This window comes from Nonomuraea sp. NPDC050783 (assembly GCF_040802095.1).
GTDB lineage: Bacteria > Actinomycetota > Actinomycetes > Streptosporangiales > Streptosporangiaceae > Nonomuraea.
Window position 1 is genome coordinate 1 of record NZ_JBFAHK010000019.1, and the last position, 19687, is coordinate 19687.

The 19687-nt window shown below is 61.1% G+C and carries 13 protein-coding genes; 3 read left to right on the forward strand and 10 right to left on the reverse strand.

Annotated features, from left to right (window positions below; translation table 11 throughout):
* Nucleotides 1-19: 19 nt before the first annotated feature.
* The 3 genes from AB0H75_RS37160 to AB0H75_RS37170 all read right to left on the reverse strand — a co-directional run bounded on the left by AB0H75_RS37160 (nt 20) and on the right by AB0H75_RS37170 (nt 2703).
* Nucleotides 20-775, reverse strand: a complete 756-nt coding sequence (locus AB0H75_RS37160; RefSeq protein WP_367804347.1) for an IS3 family transposase — start codon at nt 773-775, stop codon at nt 20-22.
* Between the two features lie 73 nt (nt 776-848).
* A complete protein-coding gene (locus AB0H75_RS37165; protein WP_367804516.1) occupies nt 849-2195 on the reverse strand; it encodes an IS110 family transposase in 1347 nt (448 codons plus the stop codon).
* Between the two features lie 256 nt (nt 2196-2451).
* Nucleotides 2452-2703, reverse strand: coding sequence for a transposase (locus AB0H75_RS37170; RefSeq protein ID WP_367804348.1), 252 nt, complete (start codon nt 2701-2703; stop codon nt 2452-2454).
* Between the two features lie 378 nt (nt 2704-3081).
* On the opposite strand from AB0H75_RS37170, the gene AB0H75_RS37175 reads away from it, so the two are divergent.
* A complete protein-coding gene (locus AB0H75_RS37175; protein WP_367804349.1) occupies nt 3082-4317 on the forward strand; it encodes an HNH endonuclease in 1236 nt (411 codons plus the stop codon).
* Nucleotides 4318-4449: 132 nt separating this feature from the next.
* On the opposite strand, the gene AB0H75_RS37180 is transcribed toward AB0H75_RS37175, so the two are convergent.
* From AB0H75_RS37180 to AB0H75_RS37195, 4 genes are all read right to left on the reverse strand, one after another.
* Entirely contained in the window at nt 4450-6210 is a 1761-nt protein-coding gene (locus AB0H75_RS37180) for a hypothetical protein (RefSeq protein WP_367804350.1), read from the reverse strand.
* Nucleotides 6211-6371: 161 nt separating this feature from the next.
* Nucleotides 6372-7268 carry a hypothetical protein gene (locus AB0H75_RS37185; protein WP_367804351.1) on the reverse strand — a complete coding sequence of 299 codons (897 nt, stop codon included), beginning with the start codon at nt 7266-7268 and terminating at the stop codon, nt 6372-6374.
* Between the two features lie 879 nt (nt 7269-8147).
* Nucleotides 8148-11834, reverse strand: a complete 3687-nt coding sequence (locus tag AB0H75_RS37190) for an AAA family ATPase (RefSeq protein ID WP_367804352.1) — start codon at nt 11832-11834, stop codon at nt 8148-8150.
* Between the two features lie 170 nt (nt 11835-12004).
* The gene (locus AB0H75_RS37195; protein ID WP_367804353.1) at nt 12005-12346 is read right to left on the reverse strand and encodes a nucleoside triphosphate pyrophosphohydrolase; all 342 of its coding nucleotides are present in this window, start codon (nt 12344-12346) and stop codon (nt 12005-12007) included.
* Nucleotides 12347-12376: 30 nt separating this feature from the next.
* Here AB0H75_RS37195 and AB0H75_RS37200 point away from each other — a divergent pair, with 30 nt between their 5' ends.
* Nucleotides 12377-13396: an HNH endonuclease gene (locus tag AB0H75_RS37200; protein WP_367804354.1), complete on the forward strand. Its 1020-nt coding sequence runs from the start codon at nt 12377-12379 to the stop codon at nt 13394-13396.
* A gap of 245 nt (nt 13397-13641) precedes the next feature.
* Here the strand turns inward: AB0H75_RS37200 and AB0H75_RS37205 are convergent, their stop codons facing one another.
* The 3 genes from AB0H75_RS37205 to AB0H75_RS37215 form a co-directional block, all read right to left on the reverse strand.
* Complete coding sequence (locus AB0H75_RS37205; RefSeq protein WP_367804355.1) at nt 13642-15315, reverse strand: DNA/RNA helicase domain-containing protein; 1674 nt, start codon at nt 15313-15315, stop codon at nt 13642-13644.
* 384 nt (nt 15316-15699) lie between these two features.
* Entirely contained in the window at nt 15700-17442 is a 1743-nt protein-coding gene (locus AB0H75_RS37210; RefSeq protein WP_367804356.1) for a DNA/RNA helicase domain-containing protein, read from the reverse strand.
* A gap of 241 nt (nt 17443-17683) precedes the next feature.
* A complete protein-coding gene (locus AB0H75_RS37215; RefSeq protein ID WP_367804357.1) occupies nt 17684-18679 on the reverse strand; it encodes a hypothetical protein in 996 nt (331 codons plus the stop codon).
* A gap of 284 nt (nt 18680-18963) precedes the next feature.
* Here AB0H75_RS37215 and AB0H75_RS37220 point away from each other — a divergent pair, with 284 nt between their 5' ends.
* A complete protein-coding gene (locus AB0H75_RS37220) occupies nt 18964-19506 on the forward strand; it encodes a GIY-YIG nuclease family protein (protein WP_367804358.1) in 543 nt (180 codons plus the stop codon).
* The last annotated feature ends 181 nt before the right edge of the window (nt 19507-19687 follow it).

The window sequence follows — 19687 nt, forward strand, 5'->3', positions numbered from 1 at the left end:
CCCGGTCCGAAACTCCGGATCAAAGCGCCGCCGCGTGACTGCTGCCACGACCAAACCTCTCCCGGTTCGGTCTCCACGCTACGAGGGGAAGCGCAGTCCGGAATCTGTTGAGCCCCTGATCACTGGTGTAGTTCGAGCCGCGGTCGGTGTGGAACACGGCGCCGGGCTGGAGCAGGCCGGTGCCGTCGGCCATGCGGATCGCGTCCTTGACCAGCTCGGTGCGGTAGTGGTCGGCCATCGCCCAGCCCAGCACCGCCTTGCTGTGACAGTCGATCACCGTGGCCAGATACAGGAAGCCCTCCCAGGTGCGGATGTAGGTGACGTCGCCGACCAGCTTGATGCCCGGCCGGAAGGCGGTGTAGTCGCGGCCGACCAGGTCGGGGATGCCACGGAAGTCACCCTGCACCGTGGTGGCCGGACGGAACGCCCGCACCTGAGCAGGGACCAGGCCCTGCTCGCGCATCAAGGCGCGGACCAGCTCGGCCGAGCAGTGCTCGCCGCGGCGGGCCAGGGCGGCGTGCACCCGCCGGTAGCCGTAGGTCTCGTGCGAGCCGGCGAAGATCTCGGCGACCAGCGCGGCCAGCAGCGCCCGGCGTTGCGCGGTGGCCGAGGCCGGCCGCTCACGCCACTCGTAGTAGCCCGAGCGGGACACACCCAGCCAGGCGCACATCCGCGCGATCGCATGGAATGCCTTCTCCGCGTCGATGAGCTCGTACTTGGCGAGCGTCATCGAGTCTCGGAGGCGAAGAAGGCGGCCGCTGACCGGAAAATCCACCCACCTTAGCCGGGCAGGCGGCAGCGAACCCCGGCCCCTGATCGACGGGTGGGGCTGACTGGGACGGGTGTGGTCAGGTGGCTGGGGCCAGCGCGACGGCGAAACCTAGCGCCTGGAGCTGGCGGATGTGGGTGCGAGCCTTCTTTTCCCGGTCGATCTTGGTGAGGAAGTAGTCGGCTCCCAGATCGCGGTAGCGGGCGTTCGGGTCGGACAGCAGGTGCCAGATGATGACCATGATGGAGCGGCCGACGGCGACCACCGCGCGCAGCCGGCCACGCCGTTTGGCGATGCGCCGGTAGCGTTCGCCGAGGAAGGTGTCGGTGCGGCCGGCCACGACTGCGGCCGTGCCGAGCACGCCCTTGAGGTAGGGATTGCCCTTGCCGACAGCGGCGCCGCGGCTGCGGGTGCCGGACTGGACGGTCTGCGGAGACAGTTTCGCCCAGGATGCGAGGTGCTCAGCAGTGGGGAAGCGGGTCATGTCCAGCCCGATCTCGGCGATGATGATCTGCGCGACCTCCGGGCTGATCCCGGGGATCTCATCCAGGCGGACCACCGTGTCCATGGCCGAAGAGGCGGTTTCGGCCCGATGGGCATCGGACTCGACCTCTGCCTCGGCGGGACGGACGTCGGGCATCTGCGCGAGCAAGGTCTCGATCCGGGCGGCCAGCCGGGCGATCTGCGCGTCCAGGCCGTCGATCTGGGCCAGCAAGAGACCGGCAAGCTCGCCGTGATGGTTGTCGAAGCGTCCGTTCAGCGCCTCGATCAGGGCGGGGATCTTCACCCGCAGGCGTCCCTTGGCCAGCTCGGCCAGCACCCGCGGATCACGTTCCCCGGCGATCATCGCCTGCAGCATGGCGCGGGTCGACAGGGTGTTCAGCGTGCTGGACACCGAGGAAATCTTGATCAGGGCGTCCTCCAGCAGCTTCTCCAGCCGCTGCCAGTAACGCGTGCGCTCGTGGATGAGGTCGATCCGCGTCCGGGTGTAATCGCGCAACACCCGGATCTCCTGCGGCGGCACGAACGACGGCCGGACCAGACCCTTCTCGGTCAGCTTGGCCAGCCAGACCGCATCCAGCCGGTCGGTCTTTGGCCGCCCCGGCGCGTGCTTGACAGCGCGGGCGTTGACCAGCTGCACCCGCAGCCCGCGCTCTTCCAGCACGTAGAACCAGATCCGCCAGTAATCCCCGGTCGACTCCAGCGTCACCACCTGAATCTGCTCGTCCATCAGGTGGTCGCCCAGTTCCTCCACCGCGGCCAGGGTGGCGGTGACCTCCCATACCTTGGTCACCCGGCGCACGCCGTCGTGCGGATGCGGGGTGCGCGTGCACACCTTGCCGGACGCCTTGGCCACATCGATCGCGGCCACCCGTTCCGTGATCCGTTCGTGCTCCTCCTCGGCAATCTCCTCCGGTTCCTGCATCACCACAACCGACCACGCTCCTCGAGCAGATCACGTACCAGACGGTGGACGGGCTGCTCGCGGGGCCTCGGTCGGGAACCGAAGATTCTGACCGGCGTGCTCGAAGGCAACAGTGCGTGACCCTTCAGGTCGAGCCCCCGGCGCCAGACTTTTTTGCGAGATCAAAGCCGTCTCATGCGGCGTCGGCGTCGGCGAGCAGCCCGCCCCGATTTTCACGCCAGGTGTGGCGTCCCGGAAGGGGTCAGGGGGACTTTTTTCAAGAACGCCAGCTTCTCCCGCAGCTCGGCATTCTCCCGCTCCAACTCCCGGATCCGGGCCCGTTCCGGCCCTGAGATCGGCTGCCCTGCCTCGTCCTGCACGATCCGATGCCGGTGTACCCAACTGCCAAGGGTGCTGGCGTTGATCGGAACTCGCGCGCCACCGACGCGACCGTCCGCTCGCCCTCCAGCACCATCCGGACGGCTTCTTCCTTGAACTCCGGCGAGAACTGCCTGCGACGCCTCGTCACGTACCTACCTCTTCCAGACTGCTGTCAGCTTACGTAGCCGGCTGTCCGGAATCTTTGAGGCACCTCACACTCACTACGGTCCCCTGTTACGAGAAGGAAGTTTCCGCAGGTCAGAGAAGGACAAGAGTGCTTAAAGTCATTCAAGTTGCATCATGCCCATCGTCAGCGTAGCATACCATATACCCCTAAGGGGTATAGCTTGGGCTTGGAATGCTCGTGAACGTCAGCTGGTCACCTAGTCAAAGAAGGGCCGATCGTTGCAAGATGTGCTCAGCGACCCTATTCGCCAAGCGAGGGGTGCCGCATCGACCCCTGAACTGTCATTCCAGCTGACACAGCAAATGGCGGTTATCGTACTAGATACTAGGAGCTGTACGCATGTCGCTCGTCCTCTATGGGTCAAGTCTGGTAAATCTGTTGTCCTATCTGCCAGGCGACCAACCGGTAGATTTAGCAACGCTAGATGAGTTGATTGTCGGGAAAACCTGGTCTGGCATTAGAATAGTCCCCAAGGCGTGGCTGACTTGGCCACATGAGGCAAATAACGGATATCTGCATATCCCGCTCTATGAAAGGAGGGATGCACTAAAGACCTTCTGGGGGATGTCAAACTATATTCGCCACGAAGCAATCCTTTGGGCTCGGGAAATATTGGCCTTTGGATCGTCAGTCGCCTATGTTGCGATTAAGGCTTCTCAATGCTGTGGTCGCGTGGTCGATGTAGCCGTAACAACCGGCAATGACCAAACCTTACTCGATGAACAGTTGCACTGTCCGTGCCGAACAGTTATAGGCTTAAGCTTCGCAGATATCGCTGAAAAACTTTTCGAGCTAGTGATTTGGGATAGCAAGCGCCAGAATCGTCCTCTGCGTATTGGCTGGGGCATGCACACTGCGCTCGCTTTAAGTACGGAAATACAGTTACTTGAGGAGCATCAAAACCGACTTTTTAGAAGATGGGGAAGAATAGCAAAAGGTATCGAGCTAGAAGACGCTCAAACCTGGGACTTGTACTGGCGCTGTGATGGCGAGGGTGGCGGCCGGCAGCGCTTCGTGATAGCGACGCCAACGGCACTGAATGAGTGTCTGGCCGTTATGAATAGGGTCAAGCAGATAGCTGATTCTAGCCTGACGGAAAAACTCAATTTCACTTCGCCCATGGATCCATTTATGTTGGATCCGAATGCACCCATCCATCTACCTGTCCGGCTGGGCCGAGAGCACTTCCAACGACGAAGCGAGCGTGCCCAGTATCGTCACCTATGCAAGGATGCAGAGTCTCTGGAAAAGCAGGGATTTATAGATCCGTCCAAACGTCCCAGAAGTGCTGCTGCGAAGAGTGCAGTCCTCCTGCGCTGTCAGGGTAAGTGCGAAAATGTGGACTGTGAGAATCCCGGAGCTCCTTCTGAACCAGCAATCGGCGGCGGGCCAATCCTTGAGGTTGACCATATTGATGATCACGCAAAAGGAGGTAGAGATCATCCGGAAACGATGATTGCCCTCTGTCCCAACTGTCATGCAGTTAAGACACGGGGGCGAAATCGAGGTGCGCTTCGGGAGAAGCTACGAATCATCGCTCATCAACGTCACCTTATGTGGCTGTCAGACCAGTAGTGGTTCTTGGCTACTATCAGACACCATCTATTACTAGTGGAGCGGACCACATGGTCATGGCCACCGAGGCGGCGTCCTCGTGTCTCGGCGTGACGACTTGATCGACTCCGTGAGACCTGTGGATCTCCCGGATCAGTCGAGTCCGTGAACCAGGCGCGCGCGAATATGGACGTCGTAGGCAAGCCGATGGAGCGAGAGCGAATGATCACGGGCCTCCTGGCTGCCGGCAGACAAGAAGGTGGCTGAGATCCCGATGAGATGGGCGCTGCCCAGGCAAGCCGCGTCAAGAGCCAGCCCCAGCATCTCGGGGGAGATCTCATTTGCGTGAAGAGTACCTCCCCGGAAGCGGGCCATGTGGAGGTGGCCAATCGGCGTACTGTGCGTGACTTGGCTCAACAGTGAGTACGCCACGTTCAGCCAGCCTGGCTCGGGATAGGGCTCCCCCATGATCTCTAGCATCTTCTCGATGGGAGGCATCGGCTTGCGGCCTCTGGAGATGCTGTCGTACGGAGTGAGTACGGTGACGTTGGACGGGAGGGCTAGAAGCCTCTCGGCTTTAGCGCGTGCGACACCGTCCCCGGAGAGCTCATCAAGAACCTTCTTGCGTCTGGCCCGTTGCTCCTCGAAGAATTGGGAGAAGCGGTGCCTGATTTCGTCCTCTGTCCTACCTTCGATCATCCATTTGAATCGTGCGGCCTCTTCCAGGAGCATGCGTGCGGCGAAGACCGCGATTACTGCGCTCCCTGGCTGGTTGTATGTCGACATGACCGCTTGCAGTGAGGAGTGAGCACCACCATAGGTTAGGATGCTGGCCACGTTAACTGGTCGGTCCTCTTGCCATGGGTCGGCTGCCCAGCTTCTCGCTGCATCGTAGTACTCTTCCGCTGCCTCGATCACCTTGTCAGCTGAGTTGACGTCGGGTAGAAGATCGTCGGGAGACAGCAAGGCGGTGGGCCGAAGAAGAGGGGTAGGCCGTGGGCTGCTACTTTGGCGGCGCGCCGCTGCCCTGGGCTTTTTGGGGGCACGCAGACCATGAATGACGGTAGCCGCATTGACGATTTCGGTGGTTAACCGCAAGGTCTCCACAAGGAAGGAGCGTTGTGGCACCTCATCTGGCCAGCTCTCGGGTATAGCTCGGCTGACCCCTATCAACGTAAGCGTGACCCCAACGGCTGCAACCTGCAGGTAGAGTGCTTCGTGGTCAGGACGTAGATCGTGACCTATGCCGCCTCTTTCCGTGAAGCTGCTCTGCGTGCCGAGGAGATTGCCATGGCCGGCATGCGCGAGGACCATGACGGCTCCACGCAATCCGGCGAGGTCGAGAAGGCCGCGAGCCGCGTCCAGTAGTTCGTCCGGAGCCACATGGATGAGGTGGACACCGCTGAGGAAGGCATTTAGAAGCGTTGCCGGGTCCGGAACGGCAGGCGCGCGAAGCCACATCTCGGATGAACCGGTCAAATCTGTTACGCCAAGTATCGGCGCGAACCAGCGTGGCAGGATGGGGCAAGAAGCGTGGTTCCACTCGAGCGTCATGCACACGCGGTTGCGCTCTTCGAGCATGCTGCCTAGCAGAGCGGAGCGCCTATTCGCTGGATCGTCACCGATCCAGAGCCACCGCAACCCGTCGTCGAAAAGGCTACGTGCAAGGGAGCCGAGTACGGTTCCACCGAATCCGGCACCGATCATTGACTCAGCGCAGTCGTACCGCTGCCGTGCAAACGGGAACGCGCATTCCGCAAGGAACTGGTCGCCGGGTCCCCAGAAGTGAAAATCGACCGGTAGCTTGTCGAGGTGCAATCGAAGGGCGCGAGTGGCGGCGCGCAGATGGAGTGTCTCGGGACTGGATACCCGTCCATCCGGACGCGAGGCATCGCTGGTGTCGTCCTTGCGCAACTGCCATCACCCACCTCAACACTGATGCGCTGTATGCATTCAGTCTGCACATCCGTTCGCCAACAAGCACCTATCGGGCAGCCACGGAGTCTGTAGTCGCGGATCCCAAGTAGAGGATCCGGCCGCAGCCTTCTGAGGGGCTTTGCCGGTACATCTCTCCCCTAGGTGCTGGTCATCATGAAATCGGTCATAAAGGTAGGGAATACCCACGGCTGCTCCAGGTTCTGCACCTCAGCATCAGGGACCGCTGCCAAGACCCGTCGAAGAGCTTCCCGCTGGAACAGCAGTATCAAAGCATCGATGGCAGTCTTTCGCGGGCTCTGTCCGGCGTTACGGGCTGCGGTCACCAGCAGACCTCGGGTAGGCCCCAACATAGTCTGGACCCACTCGTTCAGCGTCTCCACAGAATTGCGTGCGGCTAGAGCAGCTTCGACACGGTCGCACAGGTCCACTGCCCATACAGGCAGATGAGCGGCGATCTGCCATGCTTGGAGAAGATCGGGGAGAGATGTCGCCTCTGCGAGTTGAAGAAAGATCTCGTTCAAGCTACCGGCAGGGAGGAAAGCGAGACCATTCTCAGGCGTCAACAGCTGTGCTGCCTCCTGCTCGCTGCCTGGCCAGCAGAGCTCCAAGTCTTCCGCGACCGGTGCTAGCACCCCCAGGGGAGCCAGACTCCGAGCCAACGTCCCCATATAGCCCACGTCCAGACTCTCGGCGCCGTCGATCGCCGCTATCGTGCTGGCGTGCACCCAATCCCGCCGCGTCACGCGCTCCGCCTGCATGAGAGGGGCCTGGCGGTCGAACTGAGCGAGAACGGCCTGTGTCACTTCGTCGACGCTGACTCCAGCAGTCTCCAAGAACGCCGTTAGAGCGGCGTCGATGCGCCTAATTCGCGCTGGTACGGGATCGCTACGATCGTGTTTAGCTGCATAGGCATCCGCTACGTCCTCCGTGGACCCTCCAGGTAGGACGTTCTCGGGAGATGGAAGCTTAACGGCTTCAGCGAACGCCTTCCGGACAACTGCCTCTGGCACCGGCAGTCCCTCACCGAATGCCATGAGCGCCAGATCACCAGGCCGCTTACCTGGGCCAGCGTGCTGGCCAAGCCAGACCACCATCTCATGCGCACCTGGCGAGGGCGCGGACGTCCTTCCACGACCCCGGCCCAGCGTACGCACCTCATTTGGCTGCAGGAGTCCATCGGCCCGCCAGCGTTCCAATTGGCGGGCAGACACGGTAACTCCTTGGGCGGCGGCGTGGTTGACGAGCTCGCGGTCGGCTGAGGAAGGCGGGGTACGTGGCATGTGGTCAGGGTAGAGATTGAACCCCCCGAGCTTGACGGGAACGTGGGAAACGCCTGGTGCTCCACTTGGTCCATCGCGCCGCCCATGACGGCGGAGCCTCATCAGAAACGGAGTACTTGTATGTTCTTCCCCGCTAGGTCCGACCGTCTCGACCTTCCCTCCATGGCGATCGTTGTTGTCATCGAGACGCTACCGCTACTACTCCTGGTCGTCGTCCTCTCCCCGGCGTTGCTGATCGGCCCACTCGTCCCAGGGAGGCAGGAGTTCACACTTCGACTATTGGCCGCTATGCAGCGATGGAACTGCCGCCGGCTCGCGTCCGGCAAAAGGTCCAAGTAAACGCCTGTCCCTTTCCGCGACAGGTAGCCGCAGCGTCGTCACCGATCGGCTCCCCGCACGAGACACCTCGTGGAGGGGGCCGATCCGCTCCCGTGCAAGCCAAACGAGTGTGGAATGCCGGTCGGGTCGCATCATGGGTTGCCAGGAGAGTAACGGCGCCCCATCCGGCAGAACCGACGAAGTCCAGCTGCCCAAGGAGTATCACCAACTAAGGGATGAAGAGGGTCAGCCGAGGAGGTAAGAGGGGTGCTGGCTATTGAGTTGGAACTCCCGCGAAGTATGAGAAAGCGATAGTCACGGAAGGCCGTAGCGACTGCGGTCTTGAGGGGTGAGCGGTGGCAAGGGGAAACCGCTGACTTCATCCATAAGCGGCTCAGCATCATCGGGCAATGTCCATGTGCGGATGGTGTTGTCTCCGGCGATGAGGGTGAGTTGTCGTTCGTCGGGGGACCAGGTGAGATCGAGAAGGCTACTGTCGGTGGCGTCCAAGACCGCCAACGCCTTTCCCGTGACCGGAGACCACAGACGGACGGTGTTGTCGGCGGCGGAGGCAAGAAAGGTGCCTGTGGATGACCAGGCGAGCAGTTGTACGGCGGATTCGTGACCGAGGCAGCTGTGCGTGAGGTCGCCGGTCTGCGTATCCCAGAGGCGGACCTGCCCGTCTTCGGTGCCGACGGCGAGGAGCCCGCCGGCTGGCGACCATGCCAGGGCGGTTGTGTGCTGCCGAGGGCATTCGATCGATAGTGCGATGTCGCCTGTATGGGCGGCCCAGATGCGCATGGTATCGGCGCCGTCGCTGGCTGCGATCTTTGAGCCATCCGGTGACCAGGCGATCGGGCCGGAATGGGGGTCGATCCGCGCCATCGTTGCCGCAGGACGCCCCGTGTCCACGTCCCAGACCAGGAGCTGACTGTCTTCCGCCATCCACCAGTCATGACTCGAGGTCGCTAAGTAGCGTCCATCAGGCGACCAGGCCATTTCGCTCAACATCGACTGCTCATAGTGCAGGCGGCGCTCGCAGAGCGCGGTGTAGCTGTTCCAGATCTCGACGCTGTCTCGGGCCAGCGCCACCCGCTGGGAGTCGGAGGCCCAGGTTACCTGTCGGTGGTCGACACCCTCGTCGCCGGCGAGTTGCCGCACATCCAGGGACTCTTGGCCGGGAGAGCCGAGTGCTAGGTAGACCTGGCCTGGGTCGAATCCCCAGGCGACGATTGCTCGGGAGTGGTCGGGCGACCATGACGCTGCCCTTATACGGGTGCTCAAGGTGGGGAAGATCTCGTCATTGTCGATATCCCAGATGAATGCCTTGCTTCCAAATTCTGCGCAGAAAGCAAGAAAACGACTATTGGGAGACCAAGAGAGAGACGTGAAATGCTCATCTTCCATGGGCTTGCGCCGGAGGACGTTGCCTTGGTCGTCCCAGAGCTCAATAAGGCCTTCCATGAGCCGACCGGTGTCGTCGTCGGACATGTGCTCGAATTCCGCCATCGACAGGTTCAAGTGGCGTGGCTGTATGGCGACTGCGAGGAAGCGGCCGTCAGGTGACCAGGCGACAGCGCTCGCCGGTTTGGACCACCATGAGTGGACGTCGTGGCCGGTGTCCGCCTTGATGATCCTGATGCGCATGTTGCGGCGTCTCTTGGGGCGCTCCGCCACGAGAAGTGATCGGCTGTCCGGGCTCCATGCGACGATGTCGCAGTGCCGGTCCACGCTGATGCTCAGCGTCCCCTGATCGGCAGAGAGATCGATCACCAGAAGCTGCTCGTCGCCGAGAACGGCGAGTCTTGACTGGTCTGGAGCCCAGGAGAGGCGCTGGGCGTATGGAACCGGGATGGTCCGACCCGGTAGCTTGCCGTCTTCGGAGGCGGTGGTGCGGAGAGTCCATATGAGGATGTCCTTGTGCCCGACTTGACCGGCGAGGAGATTCCCGTCAGGGGACCACTCGCACTTTTCCAAGTCCATCGACGTGAGTGGGTCTGGAGCGCTATGACCGAGTTCGCGGGTGTTCTCCATGTCCCAGAGCGACGAAGAACTGTCCCTATTCTCGGTGATGGCCCGTGAACCGTTGATGGACAATTTGGCGTCTTGGAGCCGCCCGCCCGCTTTGTCGTGCGGAAGTGTTTCGTACTTGATGAGGTTTCCGTGAAGGTCCCATGAGCATATGGATGCGTCGCGAGAAATGGACATCAACCCTGATCCGTCAGGGAGCCATGCGAGCGAGAGAATGCGGTCGCTGTGGCCGATCGGGAAACGGGTGAGGGCGGGGCGGGCCATCAGGCCCCACAAGGCCAGCACTGCTTCCTCCGACCGGGACAACTCCTCCACGGCTGCCTTGGCCAGTGCGATGGCGAGCGGGCGGTCCTGGTCCCGAATGCTCTGAGCTCGTTCGGCGACGGCGGTCGCCTGCAGAGATACGTCGATCTTCGCGTCGTCATGTGAGGCTTCGAGGTATGCCTGGACCGTTTCCGACTCGGGAAAGATGCTCAGGAGCTCGGTAGCCTCGCGCAGCACTTGTCCGCGGAGGAGATCGTCCTGCGATCTTCCTGACGCCGCCCACTCTTCTGCTCGGAGTCTGAGGATCTTCAAGCGTCGCAGCTCGTCGGCGGAATCTGCGATGAGGCGCTGGAAACGGTCCCACTGCCGGATAAGGGCATCGTGCGCCAGCTCGAGGCGGTTGCCGTTGTCGACGTCCACGATCAGGCGGGCAGCGCGGAACTCCTCTGCCACGGTCTGGGATGTCTCGCTGAGGTCTTGGCGTGCCACCGACTGGCGTACAGGCTCGCGGTCGCCCCAGATGACGAAGCGAAGCAACGTCCTGTTTATCTCCTCGTCGCTGTAGACGACACGAAGTCCTTGGTGCACCTCTTCGGCGTGCCTGGTGATGGCGCCGACCACTCGTCCGGCTCGGTTGAACGCATCGGCCGTGATGACGCCGTCCTGCCCGAAATCTGTATGGAGGCGCTCAAGAAGATGGCTCAGCAGCGGCAGGGCGTCGCCGACCGTGGCCTCAGCGAGCATCTGATCGAGCACCTCATCCTCGATCACCAATCCGGCCGCGGCGGCGGGCTTGACGACGATGTCGCGAAGCTTCTGATCATCCAGTGGATTGATGCTGAAGGGCCTGGCGAAGAGAGGGCCGTGCTCGTGCTGGTCGAATTCCGAGAGCGCCTCCGGCCTGAGGGCTGCCACGATGTGAAGTGCCGGGTCGGAAGACAAGGCCGCATGGAGCAGGCTCAAGAACAGGCTTCGTTCTGGCGGGGAGGTGAGCGTCACCAGCTCTTCGAACTGGTCGATCACAAGGAGGGTCCGATCACCCCCGCCGCGGGAGGCCGCGAGGGCGGAGAGAAGAGCGTCGAGCGAGGGCTCGGCCGTCCGCTTGTCGTCAAGTCGGCTCGCCTCTTCGCGCAGTAGCCGGGCCGTACGGGCGACGACCTGGGCGTGGGAAAGTCCGGACGGGGGCTCTCTTCGCGTCAGGCATTCGGCGAGCGCCGTGAACGGGCTGGAACCGGGGCGGATCGACCCGAGGACGGACCAACGGGATGAAAGCCTCGGTATGAGGCCCGCATGGATCAGGGAAGACTTTCCGCTGCCGGAAGGACCCACCACCGGTATGAAGCGCAGCGACGGATTCACGCCTGATTTGGTGAGTCTCGCGACGATGCGGGCAACCTCGGTGTCGCGGCCGAAGAATACCTTGGCGCGATCGGCCGCGAAAGGGGAAAGGCCGGCATATGGACTGCCAGGTCCTTGCCACAGGATGCGCCGTTTCTCCCGCAGGCGCCCGATTGCCTCATGGGCAAGAGCAGCAGAAACGCCTAGGACCAGCCATACAGGCGCATAGCGATCGATGAGAGGTAAGGGCTCCGGCCAAGTTTCCGGATTGGCGGTGACCAAGTTTGTGCCAAAACCGAAGACCAGCCCCAGGAGGAGGGATCGTACCTCCAGCCGCGTACGTGATTTCGCACCCACGGTGTCCTCCACTGCTGTCCCGCATATGCAACGTGGCGGAGCCCCGCCTGCACGTCAAGCCTGATACCGAAGCCCAGCTGTTGTGGCAGTGGATAAACGATCCCGGCCGGCAGGCGGAGCAATCAAAGTGCTCTGTTAGGCCTAGATGGTGCGCGGGCAGGTTGCTGCACTTCAGACAGCAGTCACTGAGCTGACGTCACCGCGTCAAGCCACAGCCGACGGCTGAACCCGCCGCGCCTGTCCCGCTTGTGACGTGCCGCCTCCCGGACCTGCTCGTCGGAGAATCCAAGTGTTCTGGTGAGGGTCGCCAGCACCTCGTAGATGTCAGCCAATTCCCCTAGACGATCACCTGGGCCTGCTTCACGAAGCTCTTTGGCCTCTTCCGCAAGCTTGGCTGTCAGAGCGGGGACCAGCTCCGACTCATCAAGGACGCGAGCTTTGGCCGTCCGGCCTTCTGCCTCGATGATCTCCGGGATCCGATCCCGGACCAGCTTGCCATAGGTGATCGTCTGTTGGTGGCCCAAGATGTCGCCCTCCTGGTCAATACTGCTTGTATGGATTACCGACGCGGCGTGGTCACCGGTGAAAGCGTATGGCGCGCCATCGTTTTGTACGGCGCCAACTCGGCGACCTACAAGTTCGCCTTCGGTGTGACGCTGCTGGAAGTCGCCGCCACAGATCGTAACCATGTCATGCTCGAAGAGCTCGCGCCACGGTACGCGGAACTGCTGTGCCAGGCCCTTCAACGCCAACCCCGGCAAGGTACCGCCGCACGCAGCAAGTTCCTGGACGCCTGCCGCGCATTCAACGCCGGCGAGCTCGACCGTGACGCGCTACACCGGCGAACCGTCCAGCTCGGATTTAACAACGTTATCGACGCGTTCCCCCAACTCGGTGGCGACCAGGCACCGGTGTGCTACTACGAAGACCAGCGCAAGAACTCCGCCGCCCCAGGCCTTGTGCTGCGTGACGAGCTGCTCGAGCTCGCCAGCTCGGTACACGCTCAGCACCTCGACGCCGAGACCACTGCCCGCTGGCGGCTGGTGGAGACGGCATGGGCGACCGGCATATCCGACGCCGTACTCGCTCCCTCCCTGGTCTACGACTCTGAGACCCAGCACTTGGTACTCCAGTCCAAGCAGCGCCGTAGGAGTGTCACTGGGGTTGTCGCCGCTCTCAGCGGATATCAAGACGGCCGATGCGCCTACTGCAACCAGGTCATGGCGCAGGGGGGCTTAAGTACCGGGCCGATTGTTGAGCACGTTCTGCCCTGGAAGCTGCTTACCCGCCGTTGGAACGGCCCCGACGTCGACGCTATCTGGAATCTTGTTCTGTCATGCTGGCCCTGCAATCAGGAGAAGCGGGACCGAGCACCCCACGAAACGTGGATGCCGTGGCTGGAACAGCGCAACAACGACCTCATTGAATCGCGTCATCCGCTGCGCGAAGTACTCATGGCTCAGACTGGCGAAACCGCGGCCGCCCGACACGCCACCTTCAAGCTCGCGTATCAAAGGGCGACAGAACTACTTCCGGCTGTTTGGATGCCACCAGCAGGCGTCCGCATCGCGTAAGCCCTGCCCACACGCAGCTCAAGTGATCCACCTTGCGGTCCGGCCTGCTGATGATCTACCTGGCTGTGTGCCGCTGCAGATACCGGCCATGTTCTGCATTGGCCGAGTGGTCGATGTGGGCAGCACGCTTCCGCTCGTAAGCAGCGCGCAGGCCGCTCGGTAGCGAATCCACGACAGGCATGAGGCCGCGGACGGCAGGCTCGCTACCACGCGGGTGGCGAGTACATCACTGTTCGACGGCAACGCTAGGTCTCATTGGGGATTAGGGCCGAGAGGAACTCGCGGAGCTCGGGGTCTACCGCGTAGAGCATGGTCCCCCGCATGCCACGAGTGAGCAGGACCTTGTACACGTTGCGGACTAGCTGATCGAAGTCTTCGTCCGACACAGTCCGCTTGCTCTTGAACGCGGGATCCCGGTTGTACTTGCGCACCGTGACCAGTCGTCCGTCCTGAACACTGAGGTCTGGACCGAGGATTACGCCGGACCAGTCGTACTCGAATCCTTGAGCGGTGTAAACGCATCCGACCTGATCGAAGCCGTTTGGCTCCGTGGCCCACAACATGCTGGGCGGGGCGTCTCCGACGGCGCGGTCCTTCTTGACGTTCCATGGCCGCGACCAATCGCCGATGGCGACGTCGTCTACTAGGGAGTCGTCGGGACGCGGATCGCTCCAGGGCCAACAGTAGCCGGCGGTCATGCGGGCTGTCCCTGGCTTGGCGCGCAAGGCGGTCTCGAGCTCCTGGGGTGAGTGCACGAGCTGTACGTCGAAGTCGTCGTCGCCGCCCCACGGTGTGGGGCCGCCGTCTGTAAGACCGAGTAGGCGAAGAACCCATTGCTCGTAGGTGCGGCTGCCGCCGCATCTGAACTGCTCGTCCAGAGACACCCGGCTGACCCCATAGCCCTGCGATCGAGCATAGGTCTCGATGTCGTGGACTGTCCCGATTTCGCCGGGTCGTACGACCTGATGCTCGTCGAGGAGGAAGACTGGGACGCGTGCGGCTGCCATGAGTTCGTCCAACTGGCTGCGGCCGGTGCGCTTGGCTGCCGGGGTGAAGCGGTTGGTCGAATTTGCGCGGATCCGGTGCGCCTCGTCACAGATCAGCACGTCAAGGCCATTTCGCTCAGCCTCGGTGAAGCTGTTGAAGTACATGAAGAGGTTCTTGATCCGCGTACTCCCACGTCCGGGGTAGCGGCGCATGGTCTGAGTGAAGGATTGGGAACCGGTCGCGTGCAGTGCAGTTCTGCCTTGGCGGTAGAGCTCGCCCAGTAGAGAAAGGGCGATCACGCTCTTGCCGCTACCCGGGCCACCCGTGATGATGACCACCTGCTTGAAGTCGGACCTGCGGGCCTTCTCGACCGCACGCATGACGAGTTCGTAGGCAACCTGCTGCTCGTCCAGCAGAGTGAACTGCTCTCGCTCCCGGATCTCGCTGGCCGCGTGCGCCATGAGCTGCTTGCTTGGTGCGACTGCACTCTCCAAGAGCCGATCGGCGGCTTCAGCGCCTGGCTTGTCAGCCAGCCGCTCACGCAGGTATCGACGAAAGTCGCCACGGCGCTGCTTGGTGAAGAGCCGGCCGTGTTCGCCGGGCATGTGGTCACGTAGGCCATCTATGTCGAGTTCCATGGCGTTGTGCAGGTAGGCGACGCCATGGACAGCCAGTGGCTTATCGCGGAGCACGCCGAGGAAGTCGCACATGTACTCGCAGTACCGGCGAACCTGCTCCGCGGGGTGGAGAATCTCACGGCCCGCCATACCCTCGACGAGGACGAGGTGCTCGCCCTGCTCGGATGGCTCGGCACGGCTCCACTGCTTGAGCTCCACGACCACGTACGAGTCGTCACCGGTCTTTGGATGGATGCCGGCTAGTACTACGTCCACCCGCTTGCTGGTTAGTGGCAGCTTGTACTCGACCAGCATCTCGACTCTCGTCAGACCGGCGTCGACTAGATCGCGGGCAAGGGCCGGCAGGCTACGTTCCCACGCTCGTATCTCGGACGGGGAGGGCCCTCGCCCAGTGCTCATCCGCACATGTTCGGCGATCACCTCAGCCAACACAGTTTCGTTGGGTGAGGTCAGCAGGCTCTCAACCGATAGCCGTAACGCTGTCATAGGCTTCCCCCAGGCAGCACGACGCGAGACAGGTCGTGCGGGTGGGGGCGTATCCGTCCTGACGCTTCGCCAGTGGATGCGGAAGCCCGTCGGGCCGCAACAGAAGGTCGTGAAGAGGTTACCGCAATACAACCACGACTGAAGAAGCTGCACTCATGACCGGACGTGCACCTGATGATCCTAGCCATGCCTCTACTCGTCGGGCAGTAGAGGTACACCTAGCTTGGCGAATAGGCGGTTGGTATTGAGGTCCTCAGAGAAGAGGACAGCTCCGCGCATGCCACGTGTAGCGAGCACCCTGTAAGTATTGCGGACTAGTTTCTCAAAATGCGGAGCGCGGTTGACCGCGGGATCTTGATTGGCCTGGTCATCGACTATCCAGCCCTGCGAAGTCCAAGTCAGATCTCGGCCAAAGATCACACCGGCGTATTCGTACTCGAATCCCTGCGCAGTGTAAATACAGCCGATCTGGTCGAATCCTGCAGGATCGGTGGCCCATAGACTCGAAGGTGGGATGCCGTTAACTTTGCGTTCAGCTGAGGAATTCCAAGGCCGACTCCATGAGCCGATCTTGATGTCGTTGACTAGAGTCCCATCCGAACGTGGCTTGCTCCATGGCCAGCAGTAGCCAGCCGCAATCCTTGCGCTCTTGCCTGCGGCAATCTTACGCCGTAGGTATTTCTCCATCGCATCGGGAGTACGGGCAACATATAATTCAAAGGTGTCGAGCGGATTCCAGCGTTGAGGCCCCTCGTCGGTACCTAGACCGAGGAGTTGCTCGATCCAGGCGACGTATTCGGGGCAACCGCCGCATCGAAATTGATGTCGAAGGTCGATCTGATGTACGTTTAGTTTCATGTATTGAGCTGCCTTTTTGATCAGCTCTATTGATCCTACTTCCCCTCGGCGTACAACCTGATGTTCGTCTAACAGGAAAACCGGGACGTGCGCCGCGTTGATCAGTTCCGTTACCTGCGGTCTATCTGCCGGCCGAGCTTGAGTCTCGTCGTAGGAGCTTCTTTTACGGGATGTGTGGCGGATTCTGTGCGCTTCATCGCAAATCAATACATCTATATCGTTAGGTGTGGCATGGGTGTAGCTGTTGAAGTAGGAGAAGCTATGGCGGGCCCTCCGATCCATCCGCTCAACGTTGTCACGCAGCGTCTGCGTGAAGGACCTACTGCCGGTGGCGTGAACTGCGCGTACTCCCTGTCGGTTGAGAGCGCCGAGCAGCTCCACTGCTATTACACTCTTTCCAGTTCCAGGTCCACCTACAATTAGGACGACCTCCTTAGGGGCGCCTTGTTTACTCGCTGCCACTGCCCTGCGTACGTAGTCGTAAGCTTCGCGCTGCTCGTCTAACAAAGTGAATACAGAGCGAAGACATACGCTTTCGCTCACCACTGCCATTAGTCCTCCGGTTGGACTTACCGGAGCTGCAAGGAGCTCATGGGCGTATATGTCAGCCCGCTCGGGAGTTAAGATTCTATGCAGGTCTCTTTTGAATGCCGTTCGGTGTTCTGCTCCGTACCAACGGATGTAGCTCTGATCGTAGGAAATGTTGAGGAGGGAGGGCCTTACTGCATAGAGGGTTTCAGTGGAAGCCTCGTGCATATTCACTATGGAATGAACCTGGGCTGATTGGGCTACTAGAGAGATGTAGTCGAGCAAGACCTGGCGATAGCCCCAGGCTTGAGTGATTGGATGTAATCGCGGATTGGAGCCCGGCGCGCCGGTCACGTTTACCATGTCGGAGTACTTGTCGCGATAGATATGTGACCACTGCTTGTTTTCTACTACCACTATCGACATTTGGCCGCTCTTTGGATAGGAGCCGACCAGCAGAAGGTCCATTCGTACATCTGTGATGGGCGCCTTGAATTCGATTAGAACCTGAACGTCGGCCAGGTTCGCTTCGACTAGAAGGCTGATCACATTAGGTATACTATTCCGCCATGAACGGACTTCGCTGTCGCTAGGTTCGCCGCCAAACAGATCTCTGAAGCGTCCTGTGAGCTCCTGTATGAGCTGATTGGTGGCTATGAGGCCAGCGATATGACCGGCGGTCCCCTGATACAAGCATTGAGAAGTCATTCAACTTGCCCTCGTTTAAGAGGTAAGAGCCTAAGCAGTGGAGTATGTGACTGGCGTGCAGGAGACAAAACCCGTTCCGCTGCTAAGCGGGTAGGTCGCCTCGGTACGCGTGGGATCTATGCCAGGAGTAGTAGCGCTCACGCTTTTCGTTCCACCAAGTGGCGACGCGGCCTTTTAGATGCCGTTCAACGTGCTCTTTAACGCTCTGGCCGTTGAGCGCCGCCTTGCTGATCCAGATATCTCCGCCTGGGCTCACAGTGACGTACCCATGTTCGTACAGGGCGTCACATCCGAGGATGCAGTTAAGCATTGCGATATTTTCAAAGTCCCGCCGCTCTTCTTCTGAGCATGCAGCGCGCTTCTTGATGTGTGCAGCGACCAGAAGGCGCCTTTCGAACGTCCGTCCGCAGAGAGCGCATTCACCAGTCAGGCCAGGGAGTAGCAGCTGCTTGAGCTTCGCTTGCTCACGACGACTAGCGCTAGAAACCATTCGGTCCAGCTCGCCGGTGAACGGTATCCCCTCTGGCGCTAGATCTGTATGCTCTAGGCTACCGTTTACAGGTACATCCCCGATATCTACCTGAGCAATATCAATGAGTCTTTCAGCGTCTGCGCCTTCGACAATGTAGGGGTTCTGGACGAAAAATTTCGGCCCAAGAGCGGTGACGCAATCTCTCACCTCTTCGATTGAAATATGGCATCCTTTGAGGTCGTCGAGAGAGTACATGTACTCCCACGTTTGCCCCTCGTCGTCAACTCCCCACAGCAGACTGGCCAGTTGTGCGTTACGAAAGAGGTGGGTTATTAGTCCACCGAGATAAAGGCGCTTCTGGCCGTAGAAGAACACGTAGTCGCCGGGCTGTAGCTTGCTGTATTTGCCGACATTCACGTTTCTCTTGCCCGGAGTGACACCCCACATGGGAGCAACGCCGGTGGGGTAGAGGGAAAGAAGGAGGTCCAGGTTCGAACCAAGCAGGGAGCTGTAGGTAGCGAGATCGACAGGGCGCTGGATGGTGTCTTCGTAGTGCCGGCGTACGGAGGCTGTCGCTAAGCTGGCTGGCTGCATCATGACTCGCATACATCCTGCTTTCTATGCACAAACTGGACATAAGGTGCACACGTGAAATGGTGCTCGAATCTTAGCGATCAAACTGAAGGGTGCAAAGCATCCTCAAGCGATGCGTAGCATCGCTGATGACTCAAGGCATGACACGAGGGCGTACACCGCGTACCGAAGTGCAGAGCTGGGGGAGTAGCTGGACTGTTAGAGCTGCCTTTCGCCAGCAGAGCGATGCCCGCTCTGGATGACAAACGAGTCGCGATGGAGGCCGTTACCTATGAGCTGCAGCGCCGGAGGCAGCGATGAACGCCGTTGAACTGTTAGAGCCCACCACGTTGTGGCGAGCCTCTGAGGTGCTAACGCAGCCAAGTCCGGTGCCGGCGGCGCCTGGCGTTTACGGCTGGTACTTCGAGCAAGCGCCTGACCCACGTCTGCCCTGCAACCAGCTGCTTTACGTTGGCATGGCCCCTCGTCGTATGACGGCCCGGGCCAGCAGGCAGAACCTTCGCAGTAGGGTGCGCTATCACTACCGCGGCAACGCCGAGGGGTCGACCTTGCGGCTCACCTTGGGCTGTCTGCTGGGGCTAGAGCTGCGACGAGTTGGCAGCGGCAAGCGGCTGACATTCGGGCTAGTCGGCGAGCGAGAGCTCACTGCATGGATGGCGGAGTATGCCCGGGTGTGCTGGATGCAGCACGACGAGCCGTGGGCAGCAGAATCAGAGCTGATTGCCCAGCTAGATCTGCCTCTCAATCTTGATCAGAACCGACACCACACCTTCTATCCGTATCTGAGGAGTCTTCGATCCTCCGCGCGGGCGCAAGCCCGGAGTCTGCCTGTCGCCTGATACCAAAGCGTGGCCGTCGCACTACACCTCCGTGGCGGCATTCGCTTGTCCTCGCCCGTCATACCGGGGAGGAGCCTCGCCCCAGGCAACCAGTCGGGTCCGGTTGCGGTACTCGTGCCGGCCATACGGGATGTCGAGGCAGTCGCGATGTGACCTGTCCCAATGAATCCCGCTCCACCCG